25 protein-coding genes are annotated in these 23,997 nt (G+C 68.0%); 10 read left to right on the plus strand and 15 right to left on the minus strand.

Translation table 11 applies throughout. The annotated features are described in order from the left end of the window. Positions 1–72 precede the first annotated feature (72 nt). Complete coding sequence (locus ACWDXS_RS05115) at positions 73–1,149, plus strand: metallophosphoesterase (protein WP_378991866.1); 1,077 nt, start codon at positions 73–75, stop codon at positions 1,147–1,149. Between the two features lie 46 nt (positions 1,150–1,195). Then, a complete protein-coding gene (locus tag ACWDXS_RS05120) occupies positions 1,196–1,813 on the plus strand; it encodes a methyltransferase domain-containing protein (RefSeq protein WP_449962215.1) in 618 nt (205 codons plus the stop codon). 10 nt (positions 1,814–1,823) lie between these two features. Here the strand turns inward: ACWDXS_RS05120 and ACWDXS_RS05125 are convergent, their stop codons facing one another. From ACWDXS_RS05125 to ACWDXS_RS05135, 3 genes are all read right to left on the minus strand, one after another. Then, complete coding sequence (locus ACWDXS_RS05125; RefSeq protein WP_449962218.1) at positions 1,824–2,762, minus strand: sigma-70 family RNA polymerase sigma factor; 939 nt, start codon at positions 2,760–2,762, stop codon at positions 1,824–1,826. Positions 2,763–2,772: 10 nt separating this feature from the next. Next, a complete protein-coding gene (locus ACWDXS_RS05130; protein ID WP_449962221.1) occupies positions 2,773–3,957 on the minus strand; it encodes an NAD(P)/FAD-dependent oxidoreductase in 1,185 nt (394 codons plus the stop codon). A 79-nt stretch (positions 3,958–4,036) separates the two neighbouring features. Continuing rightward, on the minus strand, positions 4,037–4,885 hold the full coding sequence (locus ACWDXS_RS05135) for an alpha/beta fold hydrolase (RefSeq protein WP_449962224.1): 849 nt from the start codon (positions 4,883–4,885) through the stop codon (positions 4,037–4,039). Between the two features lie 65 nt (positions 4,886–4,950). Here ACWDXS_RS05135 and ACWDXS_RS05140 point away from each other — a divergent pair, with 65 nt between their 5' ends. After that, positions 4,951–5,562 carry a TetR/AcrR family transcriptional regulator gene (locus ACWDXS_RS05140; RefSeq protein ID WP_449962227.1) on the plus strand — a complete coding sequence of 204 codons (612 nt, stop codon included), beginning with the start codon at positions 4,951–4,953 and terminating at the stop codon, positions 5,560–5,562. Between the two features lie 72 nt (positions 5,563–5,634). On the opposite strand, the gene ACWDXS_RS05145 is transcribed toward ACWDXS_RS05140, so the two are convergent. Together ACWDXS_RS05145 and ACWDXS_RS05150 are read right to left on the minus strand one after the other, a co-directional pair. After that, entirely contained in the window at positions 5,635–6,042 is a 408-nt protein-coding gene (locus ACWDXS_RS05145) for a hypothetical protein (RefSeq protein WP_378991858.1), read from the minus strand. A gap of 50 nt (positions 6,043–6,092) precedes the next feature. After that, positions 6,093–6,905 (minus strand): alpha/beta fold hydrolase, encoded by an 813-nt coding sequence (locus tag ACWDXS_RS05150; protein ID WP_449962230.1) that lies wholly within the window; start codon positions 6,903–6,905, stop codon positions 6,093–6,095. A gap of 254 nt (positions 6,906–7,159) precedes the next feature. Between ACWDXS_RS05150 and ACWDXS_RS05155 the strand changes: the two genes are divergently transcribed. After that, positions 7,160–7,900: a GbsR/MarR family transcriptional regulator gene (locus tag ACWDXS_RS05155; RefSeq protein ID WP_387444941.1), complete on the plus strand. Its 741-nt coding sequence runs from the start codon at positions 7,160–7,162 to the stop codon at positions 7,898–7,900. Positions 7,901–7,916: 16 nt separating this feature from the next. Here ACWDXS_RS05155 and ACWDXS_RS05160 read toward each other — a convergent pair whose 3' ends face one another. Then, positions 7,917–8,852 carry an endonuclease/exonuclease/phosphatase family protein gene (locus tag ACWDXS_RS05160; RefSeq protein ID WP_449962233.1) on the minus strand — a complete coding sequence of 312 codons (936 nt, stop codon included), beginning with the start codon at positions 8,850–8,852 and terminating at the stop codon, positions 7,917–7,919. A gap of 141 nt (positions 8,853–8,993) precedes the next feature. On the opposite strand from ACWDXS_RS05160, the gene ACWDXS_RS05165 reads away from it, so the two are divergent. Both ACWDXS_RS05165 and ACWDXS_RS05170 read left to right on the plus strand, forming a co-directional pair. Further along, positions 8,994–10,355 (plus strand): M20/M25/M40 family metallo-hydrolase, encoded by a 1,362-nt coding sequence (locus tag ACWDXS_RS05165; RefSeq protein WP_378991853.1) that lies wholly within the window; start codon positions 8,994–8,996, stop codon positions 10,353–10,355. Between the two features lie 21 nt (positions 10,356–10,376). Then, positions 10,377–10,904, plus strand: a complete 528-nt coding sequence (locus tag ACWDXS_RS05170; protein ID WP_387444944.1) for a YbhB/YbcL family Raf kinase inhibitor-like protein — start codon at positions 10,377–10,379, stop codon at positions 10,902–10,904. A 54-nt stretch (positions 10,905–10,958) separates the two neighbouring features. Here ACWDXS_RS05170 and ACWDXS_RS05175 read toward each other — a convergent pair whose 3' ends face one another. The 3 genes from ACWDXS_RS05175 to ACWDXS_RS05185 all read right to left on the minus strand — a co-directional run bounded on the left by ACWDXS_RS05175 (position 10,959) and on the right by ACWDXS_RS05185 (position 15,159). Beyond that, on the minus strand, positions 10,959–12,782 hold the full coding sequence (locus tag ACWDXS_RS05175; protein WP_449962237.1) for an AMP-dependent synthetase/ligase: 1,824 nt from the start codon (positions 12,780–12,782) through the stop codon (positions 10,959–10,961). A 131-nt stretch (positions 12,783–12,913) separates the two neighbouring features. Then, positions 12,914–13,600 carry a GTP cyclohydrolase II gene (locus tag ACWDXS_RS05180; protein WP_449962240.1) on the minus strand — a complete coding sequence of 229 codons (687 nt, stop codon included), beginning with the start codon at positions 13,598–13,600 and terminating at the stop codon, positions 12,914–12,916. 80 nt (positions 13,601–13,680) lie between these two features. After that, positions 13,681–15,159 carry a PfkB family carbohydrate kinase gene (locus tag ACWDXS_RS05185; protein ID WP_449962243.1) on the minus strand — a complete coding sequence of 493 codons (1,479 nt, stop codon included), beginning with the start codon at positions 15,157–15,159 and terminating at the stop codon, positions 13,681–13,683. A gap of 227 nt (positions 15,160–15,386) precedes the next feature. Between ACWDXS_RS05185 and ACWDXS_RS05190 the strand changes: the two genes are divergently transcribed. Beyond that, a complete protein-coding gene (locus ACWDXS_RS05190; RefSeq protein WP_449962246.1) occupies positions 15,387–15,782 on the plus strand; it encodes a hypothetical protein in 396 nt (131 codons plus the stop codon). A gap of 4 nt (positions 15,783–15,786) precedes the next feature. Here ACWDXS_RS05190 and ACWDXS_RS05195 read toward each other — a convergent pair whose 3' ends face one another. From ACWDXS_RS05195 to ACWDXS_RS05205, 3 genes are read right to left on the minus strand one after another with little or no spacing between them, the layout of a single operon-like run. Next, positions 15,787–16,866, minus strand: a complete 1,080-nt coding sequence (locus ACWDXS_RS05195) for a quinone-dependent dihydroorotate dehydrogenase (protein WP_449962248.1) — start codon at positions 16,864–16,866, stop codon at positions 15,787–15,789. Positions 16,867–16,873: 7 nt separating this feature from the next. After that, positions 16,874–17,125 carry a DUF5703 family protein gene (locus ACWDXS_RS05200; protein ID WP_378652767.1) on the minus strand — a complete coding sequence of 84 codons (252 nt, stop codon included), beginning with the start codon at positions 17,123–17,125 and terminating at the stop codon, positions 16,874–16,876. Then, positions 17,125–18,132 carry a YncE family protein gene (locus ACWDXS_RS05205; protein ID WP_449962251.1) on the minus strand — a complete coding sequence of 336 codons (1,008 nt, stop codon included), beginning with the start codon at positions 18,130–18,132 and terminating at the stop codon, positions 17,125–17,127. Before ACWDXS_RS05205 ends, ACWDXS_RS05200 begins: the two co-directional genes overlap by 1 nt. A gap of 168 nt (positions 18,133–18,300) precedes the next feature. Between ACWDXS_RS05205 and ACWDXS_RS05210 the strand changes: the two genes are divergently transcribed. From ACWDXS_RS05210 to ACWDXS_RS05220, 3 genes are read left to right on the plus strand one after another with little or no spacing between them, the layout of a single operon-like run. Then, positions 18,301–18,657, plus strand: coding sequence for a hypothetical protein (locus tag ACWDXS_RS05210; protein WP_378629053.1), 357 nt, complete (start codon positions 18,301–18,303; stop codon positions 18,655–18,657). Between the two features lie 6 nt (positions 18,658–18,663). Beyond that, on the plus strand, positions 18,664–19,197 hold the full coding sequence (locus ACWDXS_RS05215; RefSeq protein WP_378991844.1) for a hypothetical protein: 534 nt from the start codon (positions 18,664–18,666) through the stop codon (positions 19,195–19,197). Positions 19,198–19,216: 19 nt separating this feature from the next. Then, positions 19,217–21,295 (plus strand): MMPL family transporter, encoded by a 2,079-nt coding sequence (locus ACWDXS_RS05220; protein WP_449962255.1) that lies wholly within the window; start codon positions 19,217–19,219, stop codon positions 21,293–21,295. Between the two features lie 5 nt (positions 21,296–21,300). On the opposite strand, the gene ACWDXS_RS05225 is transcribed toward ACWDXS_RS05220, so the two are convergent. The 3 genes from ACWDXS_RS05225 to ACWDXS_RS05235 all read right to left on the minus strand — a co-directional run bounded on the left by ACWDXS_RS05225 (position 21,301) and on the right by ACWDXS_RS05235 (position 23,916). After that, entirely contained in the window at positions 21,301–22,395 is a 1,095-nt protein-coding gene (locus tag ACWDXS_RS05225) for an asparaginase (protein ID WP_449962258.1), read from the minus strand. A gap of 87 nt (positions 22,396–22,482) precedes the next feature. Next, the gene (locus ACWDXS_RS05230; RefSeq protein WP_449962261.1) at positions 22,483–23,271 is read right to left on the minus strand and encodes an SDR family oxidoreductase; all 789 of its coding nucleotides are present in this window, start codon (positions 23,269–23,271) and stop codon (positions 22,483–22,485) included. Between the two features lie 69 nt (positions 23,272–23,340). Further along, the gene (locus ACWDXS_RS05235; RefSeq protein ID WP_378991838.1) at positions 23,341–23,916 is read right to left on the minus strand and encodes a TetR/AcrR family transcriptional regulator; all 576 of its coding nucleotides are present in this window, start codon (positions 23,914–23,916) and stop codon (positions 23,341–23,343) included. Positions 23,917–23,997: the final 81 nt, after the last annotated feature.

Genomic DNA, 23,997 nt, shown 5'->3' on the forward strand with positions numbered 1-23,997 from the left:
CGGCGTCACGATCATGTCAGTGTGCTTCGATCAGGTCAGTTGTCCAATAGAGCCATTACCCAGAAGGTGACCATGCACGATCAGTTCTCGTCCGGAATCGGCCGTCGTGAAGTTCTGGCAGGCGCCGCCGGTGTCGTCGCGGGCCTGTCGCTGGTGGGGCTCACGCCCGCCGCGGCGGTGCCTGCCGAAGTGCCCAAGTTCACCCCACAGGCCGGGCGTAACGTGCGGGTGCTGGTCACCGGCGACGCGGGCACCGGCACCCGCACCCAGTGGGCGGTAGCCGACGCGGCACGCGCATTCCACGCACGGCGGCCGTTCTCGCTCGCGGTGGGTCTGGGCGACAACATCTACGACACCGGACCCAACGGGCCCGACGACGAACAGTTCGCCACCAAATTCGAGAATCCCAATGCGGGACTGGACATTCCGTGGGCGATGGTGCTCGGCAACCACGACACCAGCTCGGTGTTCCCCGGCGACGGCGGCTGGCTGGCACGCGGCAACTTCGAGGTGGCCTACCACGCGAAGTCACAGCGCTGGTGGATGCCGAGCCGCTACTACTCGGTGCGCGTGCCCGAACAGAACCCGGTCGTGGAGTTCTTCGTGCTCGACATCAACCCCCTCGCGGCCTACATCCCGCCGTTCCTCGACCCCTACTGGGCCGTCGACGGTCCGTACATGAACGAACAGCGTGCCTGGCTCGACAGCGCGCTCGCCGAGTCCACCGCGCCGTGGAAGATCGCCTGCACCCATCAGGCCTACATCAGCAACGGCCCACACGGCGACGCGGGCAACTACGAGGGCCTGCCGGTCGAACCGATCAACGGCGTGCACGCCAAGCGCTTCTTCGAAGACCACGTGCTGGGCAAGGTGTCGTTTCTGCTGTCGGGCCACGACCACACCCTGCAGGTGCTCGAACCCACACCGGCGACCAAGGGCACCCGCCAGATCGTGTCGGGCGCGGCGGGCAAGACCGCGGGCGGTCAGCCGCGGCTGACGAGCGGTGCGCACAGCGCGCTGTTCGAAACCCAGCACGAACTGGGGTTCATGGTCTTGGACCTCACCGCCGACTCGGTGAACCTGACGGTGCTCACCGTCGACCCGGCCTCGGGCGCGAGCACCGAGGTCTTCGACCGGCGACTGGGCTGAGCGCGACCGGGTGCAGAAAACGCGGTGGCGGGAGGATGATCGGTGGATGGGCTTCTACACCGACCGGATCCTCCCGCACCTCACCGACAAAGTCTGCGGCGTCGCCCAGAACGGGCCGCTGCGCGAGCGAACCTGCGCCGGATTACACGGCGAGGTGCTCGAAATCGGGTTCGGGTCGGGCAACAACATCGGGTTCTATCCGGCCGCGGTCGAGCGGGTCAGCGGGGTCGAGCCCGCCGATACCGCGTGGAAGATCGCCGCGAAACGTGTCGCGGGCAGCTCGACCCCGATCGAACGCGCGGGCCTGGACGGCCAGTCGCTGCCGTTTCCCGACGCCACCTTCGACACCGCCCTGTCGACGTTTACTTTGTGCACCATCCCCGACATCGCGGCGGCACTCGCCGAGATCGGCCGGGTCCTGCGCCCCGGCGGCACCTTGCACTTCGTCGAACACGGACTCGCGCCCGAAGAATCGGTGCAGCTCTGGCAGCATCGCCTCGACCCGATCCAGCAGAAGATCGCCGGCGGGTGTCACCTCTCGCGCGACATCGCGGGACTGATCACCGAAGCGGGTTTCGAGATCACCGAACTCGACCGGTTCTATCAGCCGGGCGCCCCGAAAGCGTGGGCGGCGTTGTCTCTCGGCGTCGCGCGTACTTCCTGAAAACAGCTGATCACCACGATCGGACCAGCGGAGCGTCATGCTCGCGCCGCTGCCATTCGGCGGTGAGACGTCCCAGCCTCTGCGGTGCGGCGATGCTGCGCATGCCGGCGATCTTGTCCGCACGCATCTCCAGGATCGCGACGCCGAGGACTCGATCGCCGAGCGTGACGAGCACGGCCGGGCAGCCGTTGGCCACAACCGCGTAGATCGACGGCGAGCCACCGGCGAGGCGTCGCTTGGCCGGGCTCGGTGTGAAACCGGCCCGCACCGCGGTGGCCAGGCGTTGCGGGCTCGCGTAGCGGATGAGCTTCGCGGCCGAGCCGCCGACGCCGTCGGAGATGCCGGTCGCGTCGTCGGTCAGCAGCGCGACCAGCCGGTCGGTGCGACCCGAGGTGGCGGCCTCGATGAACGCCTGGACGACCCGGCGGGCGGCGCCGTGGTCGATGTCGATGGTGGTGCGCGCGGCGGTGATCCGCCCTCGCGCACGGTGCAGGTGTTGCTGACTTGCCGACACGGTGATGTCGAGGATGCCGGCGATCTCGGCATGCCGGTACGCGAAGGCCTCGTGCAGCACGTACACGGCGCGTTCGGTCGGCGACAACCGTTCCATGAGCGTCAGCACTGCCAGGGTCACCGATTCGCGCTGCTCGACGGTGTCGGCGGGCCCGAGCATCGGGTCGCCGTCGAGCAGCGGTTCGGGCATCCAGGCGCCGACCGCGCGCTCGTGGCGCGCCTTCGCCGAGCGGAGCCGGTCCAGCGCCAGGTTGGTGACGATCTTGGTCAGCCACGCCTCCGGCACCTCGACATAGTCGCGGTCGGCGGCCTGCCACCGCAGGAACGCGTCCTGGACCGTGTCCTCGGCGTCGGCGGCCGAGCCGAGCAGACGGTAGGCGATCGAGGCCAGCCGGTGGCGGCTGGCCTCGAAACGCGCCACGGTGGCAGTGTCCATGAGCACGACTCTAGGTCGCGACCACGGCGTGGGGTCGATTGGCGACCGCGCGGTACCGGCGGCTGGGCATGCCGAAGGTGGGGTGGCTCAGGCTCCAGGGGTTGACCCCGAGGATCACCGCTTTGACGCGGGCGGCCGTTCGCCCGCGCAGGGCCCACGACTTCGATCGCGCGTCACCGTCGACCACCTGGAAGATCCCGTCCTTGCGGCCCAGGCTGATGTGGTTGCCCACATACGACAGTGAGGTCGTCGAGATCTTGCGCCCGGTCCGGTCTCCGACGATCGTGGCCGTGGCCTGCATGCTGGTGAATCCGGCGGACGCGCACGACATCGGCAACGGTAAACCGTTGTCGCCGATGACGAACGCGCTGTCACCGGCGACGTAGACGTCGGGGTGCGAGACCGACCGCATCTGCCGGTCGACGGTGATCTGCCCGTTGGGTTCCACCGCGAGACCGCTGGTCGCGGCGATCGGATGCACCGCGAACCCGGCTGCCCACACTGTCGCCTGTGCGGGGAAAGCGGTGCCGTCGGCGGCAACCGCGCCCGCCGCGTCGACCTGGGTGATGGTGGTGTTCTCGTGGACTGTGATCCCGAGCCGGTCGACGGCGTCGAACAGGTGGCGGCGGGCCTTGCCGCCCAGCCACCCGCCGAGTTCACCGCGCGTGGCCAGGCCGACCTGGAGCCCTGGATGGGATTCGGCGATCTCGGTGGCGGCCTCGATCGCGGTCAGGTTGCCGCCGACCACCAGCACCTTCTCATTCGTGCCCAGGGCGGCCAACCGGGCGCGCAGGCGCAGCGCGGCCGGGCGGGATGCCACGTGGTAGGCGTGCTCGGCGGCCCCGGCGATGCCGTGGACGGCGGCGGTACTGCCCAGCGAGTAGAGCAGGGTGTCGTATTCGATCCTGTCGATGTCGTCGCCGTCGGCAATGGTGACCGTCCGGTGGTCGACATCGACGCCGCTCACCCGCGCTACCCGCAGCCGGATGCCGGTGCCCGCGAACACCTGCGTCAGCGGCAGGTGGCGCAGATTCTGCCCGGCGGCGAGTTGATGATTGCGCAGCCGCTCGGCGAAATCGGGTTCAGCGTTGACGACGGTGATCTCGAAGTCGTCGGAATGGAGTCGGCGGGCCAGTACCCCGGCGGAGAAGGCCCCGGCGTATCCGGCCCCGAGGACGACGATGCGGTGCTTCATGATTGGCTCCTGTCTGGTTCGCGTGCCTTCTGAACGAGACGGCCGCCGAAACCCTGACAGGATCGATCAGTGATGTAGGTCACGCCCGGGTGGCACGGGAGGTGGCGAGGAATTCGGTGATCGCGGTGGCGACGGTGGCAGGTTGGTCGAGCATCGACAAAACGTAGGCGTCGTCGATTTCGACCAGGCGGGAACGGGGAATCAGCGCCGCCAGGCGGTGGCCGTGGGAGCGGGGCATGACTTTGCCAGCGGACGACCACAGGACAAGGGTTTCGCCGGAGAAGCGGTGCAGGGCTTCGGTGTTGGTGACGAGTTCGCGCTTGTCGAAGCCGGAGCGGGTGTAGGCGAGCAGGTCGGCGCGGATGCGGGGGTCACGCAGGCCCGGTTCGGTCCAGGCGTGGACCAGGGCGTCGGGGAGGGGAGTTTTCGCCATCCAGCCGAACATCACGGGGCTGCGGCGCAGCCAGCCGATGCGCATCTGGCGCAAGGCCAGGGTGATGCCGCCGGGCAGGGCCGAGGCGAGCGTGGCGGTTTTGCCTGGGAGGCCGGGCGGGAAGTTGTCGAAGGCTTCGCTGGGGAAAATGATCAAGCGCCCGACTCGTTCGTCGAGGCCGTAGGCGGTGAGGAACAGGGCCCCGCCCCAGTCGGAGTGCACGAGGGTGACGTCGTGCAGGTCCAGTGCGGCGAGGAAGTCGGCGACGAGCTGATTGAGGCCGCGCAAGCTCAGGTCGGTGCCCGGGCGCAGGGGTTCGGGGTGGGCGCCCAGTGGTAGGTCGGGCAGGACGTAGCGGAAGCCGGTGGGCAGGTGGTCGAGGATCGAGTCCCAGACCGTGTGGTTCATCAACAGTCCGTGCAGCAGGACCACCGGGGGTCCTTCGCCGTGTTCGCGGTAGTGGATCCGGCCCGCATCGAGTTCGACGGTCGCCATGACATCCTCCCTTACCCTCCACGGCTAGAGCGTTTGCTCTAGCGTGTTTGCTCTAGTCTGGTGGAGTGAGCGAGCAGATGTCAACGAGTACCCGCGAGCGACTGGTGACCGCGGTCGCGGAATTGATGCGTGTCCACGGCTACAGCGCGATCACCGTCAAACAGATCACCGCCGCCGCCGAGGCGCCGATGGGGTCGCTCTACCACCACTTTCCGCAGGGCAAAGTGCAGATCGCGGCCGAGGCGCTGCGCAGCACCGGCGCGGCCTACATCCAGCTGCTACCGCTGCTGATGGACCCGCACGAGGATCTGCGGGTGGCCGTGCCCGCCGCGTTCGACGACGCCGCGCGCACACTCGAGGAGTCGGGGTGGATGAACATGTGCCCCGTCGGCACCGTCGCGGGCGAGATCGCCGACAGCGAACCGGTTTTGCGGGAGGTGGCCGCGGAGGTCGTGCGGGACTGGATCGACCAGGGCGCACGGTATTTCGTCGAACGCGGCGTCGGGCAAGCCGCGGCACGCGAGCTGATCTTGGCGATGTTGGCCGCGCTGGAAGGGGCATTCATTCTGGGCCGCACACTACATTCGGCCGAACCGTTGCGTGCGGCCGGTCAGGCGATGGAGGCGCGGGTGGATATGGTGCTCGCCGAGCGCGAGGGCGCTGTCGTCGATCGGTGATCACCCGGCACACCACGGTGGCCGTGTCACGGGCCCTGTGACACGGCTGTGGTTGCGCGAGTGGGTATCTCATCACGCGGCGGCGAGTGCTCCGGTGATCTTGCGGGTCATGTCGACCATCGTCGGGTTGGGCCGAGTCTGGTAGAGCTGGGCGGTGTCGAGGGCGACGGCGATGGTGTTGCGGAAGTTCTCGGCCTCCACCGGGTCGTACCGGCCGAGCAGACTCACCGCCGCGGTGAGGGCGGGCAATACCTGATCGGCGAGTTCGGCGACCGAGGAGCCGCTCAGTGCGATGTGCCCGGACTTCTCGGCCAGCACGTGCCCGACCACACCGGTCGCCGACGACAGCGCGATGGTGCCGGTGGTGGCGATCTTGTGCGGCTTGCCGGTAGCCCCGCCCGCGGCGGCGAGCAGGGAGACCGCACCGTATGCGGCGGTGCGCACAGTGATCTTTTCCTGGGCGGTGAGGGTGACAGACATGGTGTTTCTCCTTGGGGTTCTGTTTGTGGGGGAAGGGAATCGGTACCGAGTCAGCGCGAGGCGGTGGTCTCGATCTCACGGACGGCGTCGGCGATGGCGCGGAAGTCCTTGCGCAGGATCGCGCCGTGGTTGCTGGCGACTTTGGCGCTGACGCGAATGTTGGGGTTGCTGTCGAGCACCGCGTCCAGTCCGGCGCGGATCTTCTCCTGCTCGTCGCCACGGCTGCCGAACGAGGTTCCCGAAGCGACCACATACCGCACCGGGACGGCGATGGCATTCAGCACCGGACCCAGTGCGCTGACGCTGGAGAGCTTGCCGAGTTCGATATTGCTGTCGGCCTGCTGCTGTGCGGTCAAACGGGGCGCGAGCCCGGTCGGGCGAGCCAGCGGCAGCACCCAGCTGAGCCGCTTGAACAGCTTGCGGATGCGCTGCTCCATCGCCTCGTCGAGCCAGTCGTAGGGGAACGCGCCGTCGACGAGGACCGCGCCGAGCGCGCCGGCCGGGTTGCGGCTGGTCCAGTGCGCCCCGAGGTAGGCACCGTAGGACCAGCCGACCAGGATCGGCTTCTCGGTGACACCTCTGGCCGCGAGGATCGCGTCGATATCGCGCACGCAGGTGTCGAAGGAGTAGTCGGCCGACTTCTTCGACTTGCCGCGGGCCCGCTCGTCGAAGGTGATGTGACGGTAGCCGGGGCCGAGGTCGGCGATGACCCGGCGCCAGTAGCCCTGGGTGGCGAACTGGCCGTTGAGGTAGACCACCGGGGTTCCGGTGCCGCCGGTGTCGGTGACGGCCAGTTCGGTGTCGTCGATTGTCACCATGCCGGTCCAGGGGGCGACGGTGCTGGTGGGGTTCGAGGCAGTCATTGTCGTGTCCTTGCGTTGCGGTGTTCGGCATTTACTGATGACTAAAAGGTAGATTGCGTTCACTCATCTGTCAACAGTCAACTTGGATAAAACTGCGTGGTAGATACCGATAAATCGCTGATAGTGCAATGACAATGAGCGTGAATGCAACGGGCTAGTGCGTTGCGCTTTGCAATGAAATGAAGGTGAATGCATACTGGGCGTGGTGCGGGCCACCCGCTTCGTACCGGTCGACAGAGAGGTGACCAGCAGCGATGCCCGGAGGCAGACTCACCGACGCGGACCGTCAGCACATCGCCGCGGGGCTCGCGGACGGACTCGGCTACGCCGAGATCGGGCGCGCGCTCGGCCGGCCGGCCTCGACGATCATGCGCGAAGTCACTCGCAACGGCGGACCCGACGACTACCGGGCCGAACGCGCGCAGGCAGCCACCCAGCAGCGCGCACGCCGCCACAAGCAGGCCCAACCGCTCGCGCCACCGATCCCCGACGGTGGTTACGGGCGCGACCCCCGCGCGGTCGCCGACTTCACCGAATCGTTCACCGCGCTGCTCATCGAACAGGGTCTGCCCCGGATGGAAGCCAGAGTGCTTGCCTGCCTGCAGATCACCGACTCCGGAGCGCTCACCGCCGCCGAGTTGGTCGCGCGACTACGCGTGAGCCCGGCCTCGATCTCCAACGCGGTCGCCTTTCTCGAACAGCAGGGCATGCTGCGCCGCGAACTGGTTCCCGGTGAACGGCGCGAGCGCTACCTCGTCGACGACGACATCTGGCTGCGCAACCTCGTCGCCTCGGTGCAGATGCAGAACTCGTTGTCGGCCATGACCCGGCGCGGCGTCGAGATCCTGGGCCCCGATACCCCGGCCGGCGCCCGCTTCGAACAATCCGCCGAGTTCGTCGCCATCGTCGGCGCGGCACTGCGCCAGGCCATGGAGCAGTGGCGAGTGCGCCTGGCCGAACGCAGCGCCGAACGCGAGCTGAATACCGGGGCCTAACCCTGGGCTGTGAGAACTATCCGGGCCACCAGCGCTCGGTGATCGGCGCCGGGTACGGCGACGTTTCGACGCTGGTGGCGCGGGCATTCGCGAGCAGGAAATGGTCGATGCCCACCAGCGGCGGGATGACCTTGTCGGTCGGGTAGGTGACCAGGTGACCCGCGCCGGCTTGGACCGCCGCGTCGGCGAAACGCCCCGACGCCAGGGCGCGGAAGCGGGCATGGTCGTAGGTGGCGTTGAAATCGCCGCCGGCGATCACGGGGCGATCGGTGGGGGACAGGCGCAGGATCTCGTGCAAGCGGGCGAGCTCGTCGGCCCAGACACCGGTGTCGTAGACGGGCGGGACGGGATGGAAGGCGTAGATCGCGACCGGGCCGAGCTCGGGGACGGTGGCGGTGGCCGAGATCTGATTGAGGACGTAGCCGTCGTATTCGACGGTGTCCGACAATGGGAATCGGCTCCAGATACCGGTACCGCTGGCAGTCTGGCCCGGTGCGAGGTAGCGGTGGGGCAGCAACTCGTCGAGGCCGGCCTGCGACAAGCTCGCCACGGCCGCGCGGGTGAGCTCGTTGACGGTCAGAATGGCGATGTCGCGCGCACGCACCTGGTCGACGAGCGCCCGCGGATCGGCACCGTCGAAGAGCAGATTGGCCTGCATCGCCACGATCGGCTGTCCCCGACCACCGTTCTGTGCGACATACAGCGGCGCCTGTGTCGCGATCCCCGCGCCCGCCACCACCACGGCCACACCGGTCGCGATCCACTGCCTGGTCGCCGCGAAACCGGCGACGCCGAGCACCGCACCGCCCATGAGATAGGGCGCGCCCGAAGCCGCGAGGACGAGCGGCTCCAGCGGCCAGCGGGTGAAATGCAGGGCGACCCCGGCAGCGCCGATCGCCGTCGCGGCACCGGCCAGCACGCGGACACCGACTCGGACAACCTGCGCTCGCATCACATCAGCCAAGCACGCCACCGGGACGCAGGCGAATTCCTAGTTCTGCTCACGCCGAGTTCGGCGCGCGAGCAGCGGCGCAAGGGTCCTGAGGGCGGCAGGTGGCGCGACGGGTGCGCGAATGGTGGTAGGAAAGGGGACGTGTCGGCATCTGGCGAGAATTCTGGTTCGAACGGGCGGTCCCGCGCGGAAGACGAGGTGGTGGAGCTGGTCAGCAAGCTGATCCAGTTCGACACCTCCAACACCGGGGAGCTGTCCACCACCAAAGGTGAGCGTGCGTGCGCCGAGTGGGTGGCACAGCAGTTGCACGAGGTCGGTTACGAGACCGAATACGTCGAATCCGGTGCGCCCGGGCGCGGGAACGTGTTCGCGCGGTTGAAGGGCGCCGATTCCAGCCGCGGGGCGCTGATGATCCACGGGCACCTCGATGTGGTGCCCGCCGAGGCCGCCGACTGGAGCGTGCACCCGTTCTCGGGCGCGGTGCGCGACGGCTACGTGTGGGGGCGCGGCGCGATCGACATGAAGGACATGGTCGGGATGACGCTGGCGCTGGCCCGCCAGTTCAAGGCCGAGGGCACGGTTCCGCCGCGCGATCTGGTGTTCGCGTTCCTGGCCGACGAGGAGAACGGCGGCAAATGGGGCTCGCAGTGGCTGGTCGAGCACCGGCCCGACCTGTTCGACGGTGTCACCGAGGCCGTCGGTGAGGTCGGCGGGTTCTCGCTGACCGTGCCCCGCCCCGACGGCACCGAACGCAGGCTCTACCTGGTGGAGACCGCGGAGAAGGGCCTGGGCTGGATGCGGTTGCGTGCCAAGGCCCGCGCCGGGCACGGGTCGTTCCTGCACGAGGACAACGCCGTCACCATCCTCGCCGAAGCTGTCGCGCGCCTGGGCCGCCACACCTTCCCGGTGGTGCTGTCGGACTCGGTGGCCGAGTTCCTCGCCGCGGTCAGCGAGGAGAGCGGGCTGGCGTTCGACCCGCACGGACCCGATATCGAAGGTCAGCTGGCCAAGCTGGGCACCATCTCGCGCATCATCGGCGCCACCCTGCGCGATACCGCGAATCCGACGATGCTGCAGGCCGGGTACAAAGCGAACGTCATCCCCCAGACCGCGGAGGCCGTGGTCGACTGCCGGGTGGTGCCGGGACGGCAGGCGGCGTTCGAACGTGAGGTCGACGAGCTGATCGGACCCGACGTGGAGCGGGAATGGATCACCAAACTCGACTCCTACGAGACCACCTTCGACGGCCACCTCGTCGACGCCATGAACGACGCGGTCCTGGCCCACGACGCCGACGGCCGCACCGTGCCCTACATGCTGTCGGGTGGCACCGACGCGAAAGCGTTCGCCCGCTTGGGGATTCGCTGCTTCGGTTTCGCACCGTTGCAGCTGCCTCCCGAGCTGGACTTCACCGCCCTGTTCCACGGGGTGGACGAGCGGGTGCCGGTGGCATCACTGGAATTCGGCACCCGGGTGCTGGAACACTTCCTTCTGCACAGCTGACCTCGACCCGAAAGGTCCTCGATGACTTACAACCCGTATGACGCGTTGCCGCAGGTGCCCTCGTTCACCGTTACCTCCGCCGACATCACCGATGGTCAGCCCTTGGCCAACGATCAGGTGTCGGGAGTGTTCGGTGCCGGCGGCAAGGACATCTCGCCGCAGCTGAGCTGGTCCGGATTCCCCGAGGGCACGCAAAGTTTCGCGGTGACGGTGTACGACCCGGACGCACCGACCGCGTCGGGGTTCTGGCACTGGGCCGTGGCCAATATTCCGGCATCGGTCACCACCCTCGATACCGGTGCGGGCAGCGAAGGCGGGAGCCTGCCCGCCGGTGCGGTGAGCTTGCGCAACGACGGTGGTTTTCCCGGCTTCGTCGGTGCGGGACCGCCGAAAGGCCATGGTCCACACCGGTATTTCGTGGTCGTGCACGCCGTCGACGTGCCCGAACTCGAGGTCGGGCCCGACGCCACGCCCGCCTACCTGGGGTTCAACCTGTTCTTCCACACTCTGGCCAGGGCCACCCTGATCGGGACCTACGAACAGAACTGAGAACGTGCAACGGCGGTGGCCCTGAGACTTCCAGGGCCACCGCCGTTTTCGCAACTACTTCACGTTGACGACATGCTCGGGCGGGGTCGCGGCGTAGAGCTCGGTGATGGTCTCGGCGTACTTGTTCGAGATCGGGGTCCGCTTGAGCGACATCTTCGGGGTCAGCTCGTCACCGCCGGGCTCCCACAGGTTCTCGACGATCACGAAACGCTTGATCTGCTCCACCCGCGAGAGCTTGCGGTTGCCCGCGAGCACCGCTTCCCTGACCTCGTCGACGATCTCCTTGCGCCGGGCCAGTTCCGCGTGGGTGGCGTCGGTGGCGCCGAAGTCCTTGGCGCGCAAGGCCGCGACGTCGGGGTCGAGCATGATCAGGGCGGTGATGTAGGCGCGGGCCTCGCCGATCGCGACGGCCTGGCCGATCATCGACGAGGCCGCCTTCATGGCGTTCTCGATATTGGAGGGGGCGATGTTCTTGCCCGCTTCGCTGATGATCAGTTCCTTCTTGCGGTCCACGATGCGCAGGTAGCCGTCGGCGTCGAGGGTGCCGATGTCGCCGGTGTGCAGCCAGCCGTCGTCGTCGATCGCCTCGGCGGTCTTGTCGGGCATGTTGCGGTAGCCGGGGGTGATGATCGGGCCGCGCAGCAGCACTTCACCATCGGCGTCGAGACGCAGTTCGCACCCGTCCATCACCCGGCCGACCGAGCCCGGGCGCGGTTTGTCGAGTTCGGTGTAGGTGCCGACGCCCGCGGTTTCCGACATCCCCCACACCTCGGTGACGGCGAAGCCGAGGCCGAGGAAGTACTCGAGGGTCTCCGGCGGTACCGGCGCGGCACCGGAGGCCGCACACTTCAGCTCCGCGAACCCGAGCGCCTCACGCAGTTTCGCCAGCACGAGCGTGTCGGCGATCTTGTGCTGCACGCCGAGTACCAGCGAACTCTCACCGGCCAGCTTCGCCTTGGCCTGCGCGACGCCGACACCGATCGCCCAGTTGGCCAGTGCCTTCTTGACCGGGCTCGGCTCGACCGCGAGCTTGTTCTCGATCCCCGCCTTGATCTTCTGCCACACCCGCGGCACACCGAAGAACACCGTCGGACGGGCGTCCGGCAGAGCGGCGGCGATCTCCCGCGGATCGGTGACGGTGGTGATCTGGATGCCGGTGAGCAGGCTCATGGCATGCGCGGAGATGCGGTCGGCGACGTGCGCGGCGGGCAGATACGACACCGCGCGGTCGTCGAAACCGACCGGCAGCGGACCCGAGACCAGGCCGACGACCTGGGCGATCACATTGCTCTGGGTGAGCTCGATGCCCTTGGACGGGCCGGTGGTGCCGGAGGTGTAGATCAGGGTGGCCAGGTCGCCGGGCTGGACCGCCTGCCAGGCCGCGTCGAAATCGAAGTCCGGTGCGGGATCGGATTCGAGCTCGGCCAACGTGACGGTGCCCTCGGCGGTGCCGTCGACGATGACGGTGTGCTCGATCTCGGCGCCCGAGGCGCGGATGGTGTCGAGGAACGCCTGCTCGGTGATGACCACCGTGTTGCCCGCGTTGGCGAACACGTGCGCGATCTGTTCGGTGGAGCTGGTGTTGTACACCGAGAACGGGATGGCGCCCAGGTGCAGGGCGGCAGTGTCGATCAGGTTGAACTCGGGTCGGTTGGTGAGCATGATGCCGACCGCGTCACCGTGACGCACACCGAGTTTCGCCAACCCGGCGGCCAGTGCGCGCACCCTCGTCGCATATTCGGCCCAGGTGATCTCCTGGGTGCCACCGACCGTGCGCAAGGCGATCTGGTCGGGCCGCAACGCGGCGGTCTGCTGGAAGGCGGCGGGCACGGTGTGCACCGTGACCCCGGATGCGTGCGCGAAACCGATGTCTGTCATATCCCTGTTCCCATAGGCCGAGCTGGACGCCGAGCCAATGCGAGCGAAACTGCCTCGTTGTCTCGAGACAGGGGCGGCAACAGTGGCGTGGCTCACTTATCGTAACCGGACATACGGGATTACGAGGGGGGTTACCGGCGACCTCGTGGTCGCCACCACGACCGCGCCCGCTCCGATCGCTGCTCGTCGGCGAGCGGATCGGCGGGGATGGTGTGCTGGCGGTGGCGCCGTTTGGCCTGCAGATATTGCCTGCCGCGCGGGGAGTGCAAGGTGATGGTGAGGGCGACGGGCTCGACGGTGATCCCGGCCTCGGTCAGCGCCCGGCACTTGTCGGGGTTATTGGTGAGCAGCCGGACCCGGGTGAGTTCGAGGTCGCGCAGAGCGTGCGCGGCGGGCTCGTAGCGGCGGGTGTCGGCGTCGAGGCCGAGGCGCCGATAGCTGTCGAAGGTGTCGGTGCCGGACTGTTCGCTCTCCCGGTAGCCGCGGGCCTTCCAGATCAGGCCCGCCCCGCGACCTTCCTGTTCGAGGTAGACGAGCACACCGGCGCCCTCGGCCTGGATGCGGTCCATCGACTCGGTGAGCTCCCCGCCGCAGTCGCAGTCGTCGGAGCCGAGACCCTCGCCGTAGAGGCATCGCGAGTGCACCCGCACGAGGCAGCCGTCGCGGGGCTCGCCGAAGAGGAAAAGGTGCCCGCCGTCGTCGCGGTCCGGGATCTCGATCACCCGAATCGGTAGCTGCTTGCCCTGGCGACCCAGTCGGTGTGCGGTATCGGCACCAGTTTCCCCGGTCCTGGCACCGCCGAACGACAGAATGGTCAACGATCCTCCGTGCGTGGACAGGGCGACAAGGCGCCGATGCCGGACAGGCGTGAGCTGAATGTCGCGACCTTACCCCCGGATCAGGCCGGGGGCGCGTACAGGCGCACGATGCGGTCGATCTCCTCGGCACTCGGCATCGACACCGCCACCGCGCCCAGATTTTGGGTCGGAATCATCGCCGCGGTCGCCCACACGAAATCAGTTGCGGTGAGCGGGGTTCCGGAATTGACGAGACGATAGGCCAGCGCGCCGGTGAAGGCGGCGGCGGCACCGACCGAGGCCTTGAGTACCTGCGGGAAATGGTCGATGACTGTCTCGATCGTGTCGGAGGCGACCACACACCGGAAGTTCTCGACTGTGCACACGGTCCCGACTCCGAGGCCGCGCAACAGCCGGGCGATATCGGCGGCGGATTCGGCGGATACATCGGGCAGCAGCGCGTCGAGGTCCGCGGCCGCGCCGACGAGGTAGTCGACCGCGCCCAGATGTCGATACAGGCTCTGCGGCACCGGCATGGCCGGTGTCGGACACACGATAACGGGTGGTTTGGGTCGCATCTGCGACACCATCGACAGCACCTGCTCGATCACCGAAGGTGGCGGTTCGAAACTCAGGATCACCGCATCCGAGGCTTCCAGGGCGGCGCGGAGTTCGGGACGGTGGAGGTCTTCGTCTTGGAGCTGGACGCGATTGTCACGGCAGCCGATGATGCGGCTCTCGCCGTTGGGGGTGATCACCACGGCGGTGACCAGCGATGTCGCGAACGGAACGACCTTGACCAGGTCGAGGTGGACGCGTTCGGATTCGATGAATTCGAGGATGCGACGGCCGTATTCGTCGCCGCCGACGGCACAGACCAGATGCACGCCGATGCCGAGACGGGCTGCCGCGACCGCCCGGTTCAGCCCTTTGCCGCCGGGGTGCCCGGTAAAGCTGCCGCTGGCCGCGTTGTCGGCGGCCGGGAAGGAGTCGACCCGGTAGAGGTGGTCGATGACGGCGTCACCGAAGACCGTGACGACACCGCGTTGCGCGGGCACGGCGGTGGTTTGGGCGACGGAGGGTCCGGCCATCGGGTAGCCGGAATCGGTGGCGAGCAGCCCGGCGAGCGCGGTGAAGGCGTTGTGTTCGGAGACCGTACGCAACCGTTTGACGGTGGGAGCCTCCGGAACGGGGTCGACATCGAGCAGGGTGTGCAGTGCGATCCACTGCTCGGTCAAGGCCTCTCGACGTTCCCCGAGGTTGTCTGCGTACAGGCGTTCGACATCGACACCCACGCCGGAGCGGTCGCGAAACAGCCCGAGCGAGAGTGCCGCGTCCACGATCAGCCGGTCCGTCGGCGCCAGCCACTGCGTGACCTCGCGCACCACGGGCAGGATCGAGGCCTCGACACTGGCGCCGGTACGCCGTGCGTGCCGGCGCACCGACAGCAGCTCTAGCAGCGGCGCAGCGTCGATCTCGGTGTGGCGCAGGCGTTCTGCGTTCAAGCCCGCGTACTTGCCCAGCCTGGCCAGGATGGAGCGGATCGCGGCGACGCGGGCGTCCTGGGGAACCATCGGCATGCTGCCTCCCGTCCACTTGTCGAGGCCGACGCGCACCCGATCGGGGCGGACGCCGCACTGCGATCGCCACAATGCCAGGTTTGCCACGCCCGAAATCCGGCAATTACCTACTAACAATGGCAATTGACCAAGACAATTGGCAAATGCCACACTGGATTACGGGGAGTGGATGCCCCGCCAGACGCTCGGGGAGGGCGCAGCGCCCCGCCGGGGAAGGCAGGTCCGCGATGGTTATTCATGGCACCGACAACACGTTACGCAGCGACCGCACGCCGGAATTCGCCCAGCGAACCGACACCGGCGGCTGGCGATTGAGCTGGTTGCCCGAGTACACCCTCACCCGTGAGCAGGCCTGGGCGGGCATGGAGCTCGACGAACTCGTCAGCGACCTCGCCGCTGTGCACGACCGGCTCGCGCACGCCGAGATCAGTGCCCGCGCCGATCTGCTCGGCATCATCTGGCAGCAGGCTCTGATCAAGCTCGCCAAGCGCATCGACGCTCGCCGGGACGGCGACGACGCGCCAGCAGAGGAGTCGTTGCACGATCCACCGGCGCAACTGTCCCGGCTACGCCCGGCCCGATCGATGCACGACGACCGGGCGCCCCAGGCGAACTACGGCTGAGAACTCAGGCCGAGTGGGCGCGGTGCTCGGCGCCGACGGCGTCGGACAGGCGGGCGTAGCCACCCGCGCGCAGGTTGGCGGCGATGCCGCGGTGGACACGGGTGGTCCAGAAGGGGCCACCGTAGATGAACCCGGTGTAGCCCTGCAGCAGAGTGGCCCCGGCAAGGATGCGGGCCCAGGCCTGCTCGGGGGTTTCGATGCCGCCCACCGAGATCAGGACCACCCGATCGCCGACGCGGGTGTAGAGGCGGCGCAGGACCTCCAGCGCACGTTCCGCCACGGGGGCGCCCGACAGCCCGCCCGCGCCCATGGCTTCGACCTCGGCGGCCGGGGTGGCCAGGCCGTCACGGCGGATGGTGGTGTTGGTGGCGACGATGCCCGCCAGACCCAGCTCGACCGCGAGGTCGGCGACGGCGTCGATGTCGTCGTCGGACAGGTCGGGGGCGATCTTCACCAGGACCGGCACCGACACGCTGTCGAGCACAGCCTGCAGGATCGGGCGCAGCGACTCCACGGCCTGCAGGTCACGTAGGCCGGGGGTGTTGGGGGAGGACACGTTGACGACGACGAAGTCCGCGAGCGGACCGAGTAATCGGGCGCTGGTCGCGTAATCGCCCGCGGCGGCGTCGGGTTCGGTGACCTTGGTCTTGCCGATGTTCGCGCCGATCGGGACGGTGGGGCGCGCGCCGTGCAGGCGAGCGGCCGCGGCGGCGGCACCGTGGTTGTTGAAACCCATCCGGTTGATCAGGGCGTGGTCGGCGGGCAGCCGGAACAGTCGCGGCGCGGGGTTGCCGGGCTGGGCATGCGCGGTGACCGTGCCGATCTCGGCGAATCCGAAACCCAGTGTGCCCCAGGCATTCGCGCCGTCGGCGTTCTTGTCGAAACCGGCGGCCAGACCCAGCGGCGCGGGGAAGTCGACACCGAACGCGGTGGTGGCCAGGATCGGGTCCCCGACCACGGTGAGCTTGCGGGCCAGCCAGCGCGTCGGCGGGAACCAGGTGGCCAGACGCAGCGCGGCGAACACCAGGTGATGCACCCGCTCCGGCGGGATCAGGAACATCAGGCGTAACAGGAGGGCGTACATGGTCGGCTCACAATCCGGGTTCGGGCACAGGCAGGACGGCATTCTTGCGGCGGCGCAACAGCACCCGGCGACTGCCGTCGGTGTAGGCGCGCACCCGGGACAACTCCCAGCCACCGAATTCGGCCTGGATGGCCAGTCGCATCGAGGCGGTGACCCGGTTGACCTCGGGTGGCAGTCGCAGGGGCACGTATTCGTAGTCGTCGTTGCTGGTTTCCCAGCTCGGCGGTAACGCCGAGCGCGCATTGCGAGGTGTGGCCATCACTGCCCTCTCTTTTGCTCTTGCACGCCGATCCGCTGCAGGCCATCGCCCGCGGCCGAGGCGACGAACAGGTCGCCGGTGCGTTCGTCGACGGTGATCGCGTCGGGTTGGCGCAGTGTCGCCAGCCTGGCCACCTCGACACCGATGCCGGTCGACAGGTCGTAGCCGACGACCTCGTTGCTCAGCGTGGCGCTCACCCACACCAGCTCCGACCGCGAGTCGTAAGCGAGCGCGTAAGGCGATGATGATACCGGGAAACGCTGGCGCAGCACGAGCGGACCGGCCGAGTAGACCAGCAGTTCACCGCCCGCGGTGTCGGCCACGATGATGCGGCCGTGCGGGTCGGTGATGGCGTTGGTGGCGCCGTCGCCGGCGCGCAGCATCAGGCCGAGCGCGTCCTCGCGCACCGCGACGACGGCGGTTTGCTTGCGGTCGAGCACAGTGATGTTCTCGCCGGTCACCGCGATCGCGTCGGCCGAGACGAGACCGGTGATCGTGCGGGTGACGGTGCCGTCGGCGTTCAGTTCGCGCACGGTGCCGTCGGCGGTGCCGACGACGAGTGTGCCGTCGGTGCGAGTGTGCACGCTGTGCACGTCACCGTCGACAGTGGTCTCGGTGAGCGCGCCGGTGCCCGCGTCTACTCGCAGAACCCGGTTGGGGGCGGCGACGAGGACTTCGCCGGGCTTGCCCTGGGCCAGTGACGCGCCGGCGGCGGGGAGGGCGACCGCGCGTGAGGTTGCCGGTGCGGCGGGGTCGATCAGCGACAGCGTGGTGCCCGCGGTATCGAGGGCGGCGAGCAGACCGGTCGAGTGTTCGGCGAGCAGTGCTTTGGTCGCGGCCGCGGCGAAGACCCGCCCCGCGGGATCGACCGCGGCGGGCGAGACCGCCGCGGTCGCGGGCGCCCTGGTCGGCACATCGGGACCGCCGTCTTCACCGCTGCACCCGGTCAGTACCACCAAAACCGCCGCGCCGACCAACGCAGAGGCGACCGAGCCACGAGGGCGCATGCACCGAACTCCTTCAATCCGCACGAGGTGACTGCCTTGATCACCATCTGACCATGATGACTCACCAGTAGCTCCGACCGGGTATCTGGCGTCGGAGCTGTCGGTGACGCGCGTTACTGTTGACGTGTCGAGCAATTGATCGCCATGCAACGGCAGGAGATCCCCACGATGACCGACCGGACACCGGCGGGTTTCGGCATCGATGACATCTCTGTGGGACCGTTCGCCCACGGCTTCGGCACCACCGACGACGGTCACCCCTTCGCCTTCCGCACTCACCGCGCCACCCTCACGGTGCAGATCTATCGCGCCGACCTGGGCGACGCGGTGCCCAGATCCGACGACGTGGTGGCCCAAGCCCAGGCGCAGGTGACCGACATCGACCTCGGCGACGAACGCAGCGTCAGCGCCTTCGTGCGCGATCTACTCCTCGACGCCGACCCTGTCGAGGCGCCCGCAACCAGTGACATCTCCACAGTTCGCGCCATCCTGGGACGGATCAGTGCCGTCATTGATGGTATGTAGATGGTGATGTCTTCCACACTTTCCGCCAGGGCCGCTGCGGCCACCGCCTGCCTCACGGCCCTCGTCGCCCTCGCCGCGTGCGCGGGAACCACCGACGAGGCCTCGGTCGACGCCGCACGGTCTTCGGCCAACGCTTCCCTCGCTTCCTCCGTCGCGACCTCGGCCAGCAAGGCCAATGTGCCGCTGCCGACCGCCCAACAGCTCGACGCGCAGATCAAACGCGCGCTCGACCCCAACCTGCCCGATGTCGAACGCACCGAACTGATCGAAGACGGCGCCGCGTTCTCCGACGCCATCCCCGACATGTACAAGGCGCTGCGCGACAACCCCCACGCGGTGTACGGCGTCGTCGACCCGGTCTTCGACAACCGTGATGGCACACTCACCGCCACCATGCGCCTGGACAAGGACGGTTCGGGCACCAACGTGCGCACCACCATCGTGCATTTCGTGTTGCTCGACGGTAAGTGGAAGATCTCGCGCACCGACCTGTGTGGCATCCTGCGCTCGGCCGACTACCGCACCGCCGCCTGCGGCTGAGATGCGCGAATCTCGATCCATGCGGTGGGGCAGGTTCGTCTACCGCCACCGATTCCTCGTGCTCGGCTTCTTCGTGCTGACCGTGCTGATCTCGGGGTGGTTCGGTCGCGACCTCGCCGACCGCTACACCCAGGAGGGCTGGTTCGACGAGTCGAGTCAGTCGGTGGCGGCGTCCAAACTGGCCGATGACATTTTCGGCCGCGACACCGACGGCGATCTGATCGTCATCTACACCGCCCCACCCGGCACCACTGTCGACGATCCCGCCGTCCGCGGACCGGTGACGGCCGCCCTGGCCGACCTGCGCAAACAGCACGGTGAGCGCATCCACAAGATCGACAGCTACTGGGACAGCCCCTTCTCTGCCAATGCCTCCGACCCGACCAAACAGCACGCGTTCGCCAGCATCGGGCTGGCCGGGGGCGGCGGAACCGCGACGGTCAACAACTACCTCGCGCTGAAACCCCATCTGCACGCCGATGTCCCCGGCGCCGGGCCCGGCGCGACGACAGTGCAGCTGGCAGGGCTGCAGCCGGTGGTCGAGGGCATCAATATCGGGATGCAGCACGACATCAAGCGCGCCGAGATCATCGCCTTGCCGATCGTGGCGATCCTGCTGTATTTCGTGTTCGGCGGGGTGATCGGCGCACTGCTGCCGGTGCTGATCGGTGGGCTCACCATCCTCGGCACCTCCGGGATCTTGCGGGTGCTCACCGCCCATATCGAGGTCAACGTGTTCGCCAGCGCGGTGATGACGTTGGTCGCGCTCGGATTGGCGATCGACTACGGACTGTTCACGGTGACCCGGTTCCGGGAGGAACTCTCGGCCGGGCGATCGGTCGAGGACGCGACCGCGCGGACCGTCGCCACGGCGGGGCGCACGGTGCTGTTCTCCGCGGCGATCATCGCTTTGAGCCTCGGTGCGCTGTTCATCTTCCCGAACGGGGTGCTGCGCTCGGTGCCCTACGGTGGCATCTCCGCGGTGATGCTGGCGGCGCTGCTGTCGGTCACCGCGCTGCCCGCTGCGTTGAGTATCGCCGGCCACCGGATCGACTGGCTGGGCTGGAAACGTTTCTCGCGCAGCAAGACCGAAGCCGAGATCGATGCCGGGTTCTTCTCCCGGCTGGCGCAGTGGGCGATGCGACGGCCGTGGGCGGTGGTGATCCCGATCGTGCTCGGACTGCTCGCGCTGAGTATTCCGTTGCGCCACATCGAGTTCGGTGGGATCAGCGAGAAATACCTGGCTGCCGACAACCCCGCGCGGGTGGCCCAGGAAGACTTCGATCACCTGTTTCCCGGTTTTCGCACCGAACCGCTGAAACTGATCGTGGTCGGTGCCTCACCCCAGCAGTTGAGCGATATCCGGTTCGAGGCCAATCAGGTTCCCGGACTGACCGGGCGGTTCGAACCTGCGGCGGCGACCAAGGACAACGTCAACGTGCTCTCCGCCGGGCTCGGCGACAAACGCGACGCCGACCGCGTGATCGACGCACTGCGTGCGCTGCCCGCCCCACCGGGCGTGCAGGTGATGGTCGCCGGCATCCCCGCGCTCGAACGCGACAGCATCAACGGGTTGATCGACGGGTTGCCACTGCTGTTGGCGATCCTGATCGCGGCGGCGCTGGCATTGATGATCGTGGCGTTCCGGTCGGTGATCCTGGCGGTGAAGGCCGTCGCGATGAGCGCGCTCAGCCTGGTCTCGACCCTGGGTGTGCTGACCTGGATCTTCGTGGAAGGGCACGGGTCCGAGGCATTCCAGTTCACGCCGGGACCGCTGATGTTCGCGGTAGTGGCCTTGATCGTGACGGTGATCTTCGGATTGTCCACCGACTACGAGGTGTTCCTGCTGTCCCGGATCGCCGAGAAACGGGCCGCGGGCGCCGATGCCGCCGAATCCATCCGCTACGGCGTGGCCCACACCGGCGGGGTGATCACCTCGGCGGCCGCGATCCTGATCGTGGTGACCGGCGCGTTCGGCTTCTCGGATCTGGTGCTGATGAAATACATCGCCTACGGGATGATCGTGGCCCTGATCATCGACGCCACGATCATCCGAATGGTGCTCACCCCGGCCCTGTTGAAGATCATCTGGAAATAGCCCGCTCAGAACTGCTGATTGCCGTAATCGCGGAACCAGGCCACGATCTGGTCGTGGTCGGCGGTTGTGGCCAGTGCCAGCAGGAGCAGCAGGCGTGCCTTCTTGGGTGCGAGGTCGCCGCCACTGACGACGCCCATCTTCGGGTCGACGGTGATCGCGCCCGAGCCGTAGCCGTTGGTGGCGACCAGGGCGATGCCCGTGGTCGTCATCGCGGCGCTCGCCTGGCTCGGGGACGGAGTGCCCGCGAACACGATGCCCTTGGCGCCCGCGGCGACGGCGGCGGTGATGGGCTCGGCGGGGGCGTCGAGGTAGCTGTGGGCGATGTCGACACGGGGGAGGGTGTCGCGGGGGATCGTGGTGAGGTCGAACGGGGTCGTCCAGCGGGCGGGGTCGTCGCAGCGTTGGACGCGGGCGGGGGCGCGTTGCACCCGGATGCCCGCCTGGTCGATGGTGCCGAGGTCGCCGTATTCGTGGGTGGTGAAGGTGTGTACGCGGGTCGAGTCGGTTTTGGTGGCGTCGCGGGCGGGCAGGATCTGCTCGTTGAGGGCGATGACCGTGCCGAAACAGGTGGTGCGGTTGCTCGCCGCGAGGCGGATTGCGTTGTACAGGTTGATCGGTCCGTCGCTGCCGATCGCGGTCCACGGTCGCATCGCCCCGGTCACGACCACCGGTTTCGTGCTGCGCACGGTGAGGTCGAGGAAGTAACTCAGTTCTTCCATGGTGGCCGAACCGGTGCTGACCACGACCGAATCATGGTCGCGGAGGCGACGTTCGACCAGTTGCGCCAGGTCGTAGAGGTCGGCGACGGTGTATTCGCCGGATCCCTTCTGCCCGAAGTCCTCGGTGGTCACGGCGGCGACGTCACCGATTTCGGGGCGCAGCGAGTCGACGAGTTCGGCGATCGGGCGGGTGCCCGGCCGATAGGTTTCGAGGTCGGTGCGCCGGTCGGAGGTGCCTGCGATGGTGCCGCCGAGACCGATCACCGCGACTCGTTGCGCGGCACCGGCCGGTGCGGAGTCGGCTGAGCTGACACCGATTCCGGCACCGGCGACGGTTCCGGCGAGAGCGATCGTGGCGGCGATTTTCGAGACTGTGGGCATGTCACTCACGCTAGGAACGCCACGTGCCCGACCACATCACACCCGCGCGGTACCTCGATCTGATACCGAGGTACCGCGCGGGCCAGATCAGATCGTCTTGATGATGCCGCCGTCGATCACCACGTCGGCGCCGAGGATGTTGGCGGACTTGGCCGAGGCGAGGAAGGCGATCAGCGCGGCGACCTCGGCGGCTTCGGAGATCCGGCGCGAGGCGATGTCGAACTGTTCGGGCAGCGCCTCGAGCAGTTGCTCGTGGGAGATGCCTTGGGCGGCAGCCAGTTTGGCGCCGATGCGGTGTTCGTCGCGCCAGATCCTGGTGCCGACGGGGCCGGGGGAGACGGTGTTGACCCGCACGCCCTGCGGGCCGAACTCCTCGCTGAGCCGTTTGCCGAGGGAGGTGAGGGCGGCTTTGGCTTCGCTGTAGCCGGTGGGGCCCACCGCGGGCAGGTGCGCGTTGATGGACGAGACGTTGATGATGGTGCCGCGGCGATCGAGCAGGCTCGGCAGCGCCGCGCGGGTGGCCCGGATCGCGCTGAACAGGTTGATGTCGAGGAAGTGGTGCCACTGGTCGTCGGTGGTGTCGAGGAACCCGGCCAGCGTGAGCCGATCCGGGTCGCCGCCGCCGACATTGTTGACCAGGATGTCGATGCCGCCGAGTTCCTCCAGTGCGGTGTCGATGACCGTGGTGATGCCCTGCGTCGTCCCCAGATCGGCGGCGACCGTCGCGGCCGCGACCTTGTCGAGCTCGGAAGTGATCGTGCGTGCGGCGCCGACGACACGCACGCCCTCCGCGGCGAGTGTTTCGGCGACGGCCAGACCGATGCCGCGTGAGGCTCCGGTGACGACGGCGGTCTTGCCGGTGAGTTCGAGATCCATGCTCGTACCTTTCTTGAACTACAGGTCAATAATTAGGGCATGCGGAACGTGCTGGCGGGAACGAGGGTTTCAGAGGGTGGTCAGCGCTACGTCGACGAGGCGGTACAGCTGGGCGGCATCGTTGGTCTTCGCCATGAGACGCAGACCCGCACTGGTGGTGAACAACAGGGCCGCAATCGAATTCGGGTCCACCTCACGGTCGACGTCGCCGTCGCGGCGGCCCTGGTCGATACGGGCTGCCAGGGTGGCGACGATGCGTTGTTCGATGCCGCGCAGCACCGCGGTGGCTGCCGCGTCGTGACCGCCGAGTTCTGCCGCGGTGTTGACGGCGAGGCAGCCGCGCCGGGTCGGCGAGGCCATGTCGAGATCGACCGCGGCGCGCAGGTATTCGCGTAGACACTCGCGGGTGGTTCCGGGCCGGGACATGTAGTCCTCGGCCATGGCCACGCCGAGTCGGCCGTAGCGGTCGAGAACGATGTCGAACAGGGCGCGTTTGCTGCCGAAGGTGTTGTACAGGCTGCCTTTCCCGATGCCGGTGGCATCGGCGAGCTGTGCGGGGGAGGTGTTGGCGTAGCCGTGGGTCCAGAACTGGTCCATCGCGCGGTCGAGGACCGTGTCGGTGTCGAAGTTCTGGGGCCTGGCCATGTCTCGACGGTAGACGTTCTATACCTCTAGGTCAATAACTCGGGCGAAAGATCGTGGCCGTGCGTGCCACGATCTCGTGCG

The organism is Nocardia sp. NPDC003183 (assembly GCF_053590715.1).

Bases quoted from the DNA above. Each gene is read 5' to 3' on its own strand.
- ACWDXS_RS05115 (WP_378991866.1), top strand. From the start codon at position 73: ATGCACGATCAGTTCTCGTCCGGAATCGGCCGTCGTGAAGTTCTGGCA.
- ACWDXS_RS05120 (WP_449962215.1), top strand. From the start codon at position 1,196: ATGGGCTTCTACACCGACCGGATCCTCCCGCACCTCACCGACAAAGTC.
- ACWDXS_RS05125 (WP_449962218.1), bottom strand. From the start codon at position 2,762: ATGGACACTGCCACCGTGGCGCGTTTCGAGGCCAGCCGCCACCGGCTG.
- ACWDXS_RS05130 (WP_449962221.1), bottom strand. From the start codon at position 3,957: ATGAAGCACCGCATCGTCGTCCTCGGGGCCGGATACGCCGGGGCCTTC.
- ACWDXS_RS05135 (WP_449962224.1), bottom strand. From the start codon at position 4,885: ATGGCGACCGTCGAACTCGATGCGGGCCGGATCCACTACCGCGAACAC.
- ACWDXS_RS05145 (WP_378991858.1), bottom strand. From the start codon at position 6,042: ATGTCTGTCACCCTCACCGCCCAGGAAAAGATCACTGTGCGCACCGCC.
- ACWDXS_RS05150 (WP_449962230.1), bottom strand. From the start codon at position 6,905: ATGACTGCCTCGAACCCCACCAGCACCGTCGCCCCCTGGACCGGCATG.
- ACWDXS_RS05155 (WP_387444941.1), top strand. From the start codon at position 7,160: ATGCCCGGAGGCAGACTCACCGACGCGGACCGTCAGCACATCGCCGCG.
- ACWDXS_RS05160 (WP_449962233.1), bottom strand. From the start codon at position 8,852: ATGCGAGCGCAGGTTGTCCGAGTCGGTGTCCGCGTGCTGGCCGGTGCC.
- ACWDXS_RS05170 (WP_387444944.1), top strand. From the start codon at position 10,377: ATGACTTACAACCCGTATGACGCGTTGCCGCAGGTGCCCTCGTTCACC.
- ACWDXS_RS05175 (WP_449962237.1), bottom strand. From the start codon at position 12,782: ATGACAGACATCGGTTTCGCGCACGCATCCGGGGTCACGGTGCACACC.
- ACWDXS_RS05185 (WP_449962243.1), bottom strand. From the start codon at position 15,159: ATGCCGATGGTTCCCCAGGACGCCCGCGTCGCCGCGATCCGCTCCATC.
- ACWDXS_RS05190 (WP_449962246.1), top strand. From the start codon at position 15,387: ATGGTTATTCATGGCACCGACAACACGTTACGCAGCGACCGCACGCCG.
- ACWDXS_RS05195 (WP_449962248.1), bottom strand. From the start codon at position 16,866: ATGTACGCCCTCCTGTTACGCCTGATGTTCCTGATCCCGCCGGAGCGG.
- ACWDXS_RS05200 (WP_378652767.1), bottom strand. From the start codon at position 17,125: ATGGCCACACCTCGCAATGCGCGCTCGGCGTTACCGCCGAGCTGGGAA.
- ACWDXS_RS05205 (WP_449962251.1), bottom strand. From the start codon at position 18,132: ATGCGCCCTCGTGGCTCGGTCGCCTCTGCGTTGGTCGGCGCGGCGGTT.
- ACWDXS_RS05210 (WP_378629053.1), top strand. From the start codon at position 18,301: ATGACCGACCGGACACCGGCGGGTTTCGGCATCGATGACATCTCTGTG.
- ACWDXS_RS05215 (WP_378991844.1), top strand. From the start codon at position 18,664: ATGTCTTCCACACTTTCCGCCAGGGCCGCTGCGGCCACCGCCTGCCTC.
- ACWDXS_RS05220 (WP_449962255.1), top strand. From the start codon at position 19,217: ATGCGGTGGGGCAGGTTCGTCTACCGCCACCGATTCCTCGTGCTCGGC.
- ACWDXS_RS05225 (WP_449962258.1), bottom strand. From the start codon at position 22,395: ATGCCCACAGTCTCGAAAATCGCCGCCACGATCGCTCTCGCCGGAACC.
- ACWDXS_RS05230 (WP_449962261.1), bottom strand. From the start codon at position 23,271: ATGGATCTCGAACTCACCGGCAAGACCGCCGTCGTCACCGGAGCCTCA.
- ACWDXS_RS05235 (WP_378991838.1), bottom strand. From the start codon at position 23,916: ATGGCCAGGCCCCAGAACTTCGACACCGACACGGTCCTCGACCGCGCG.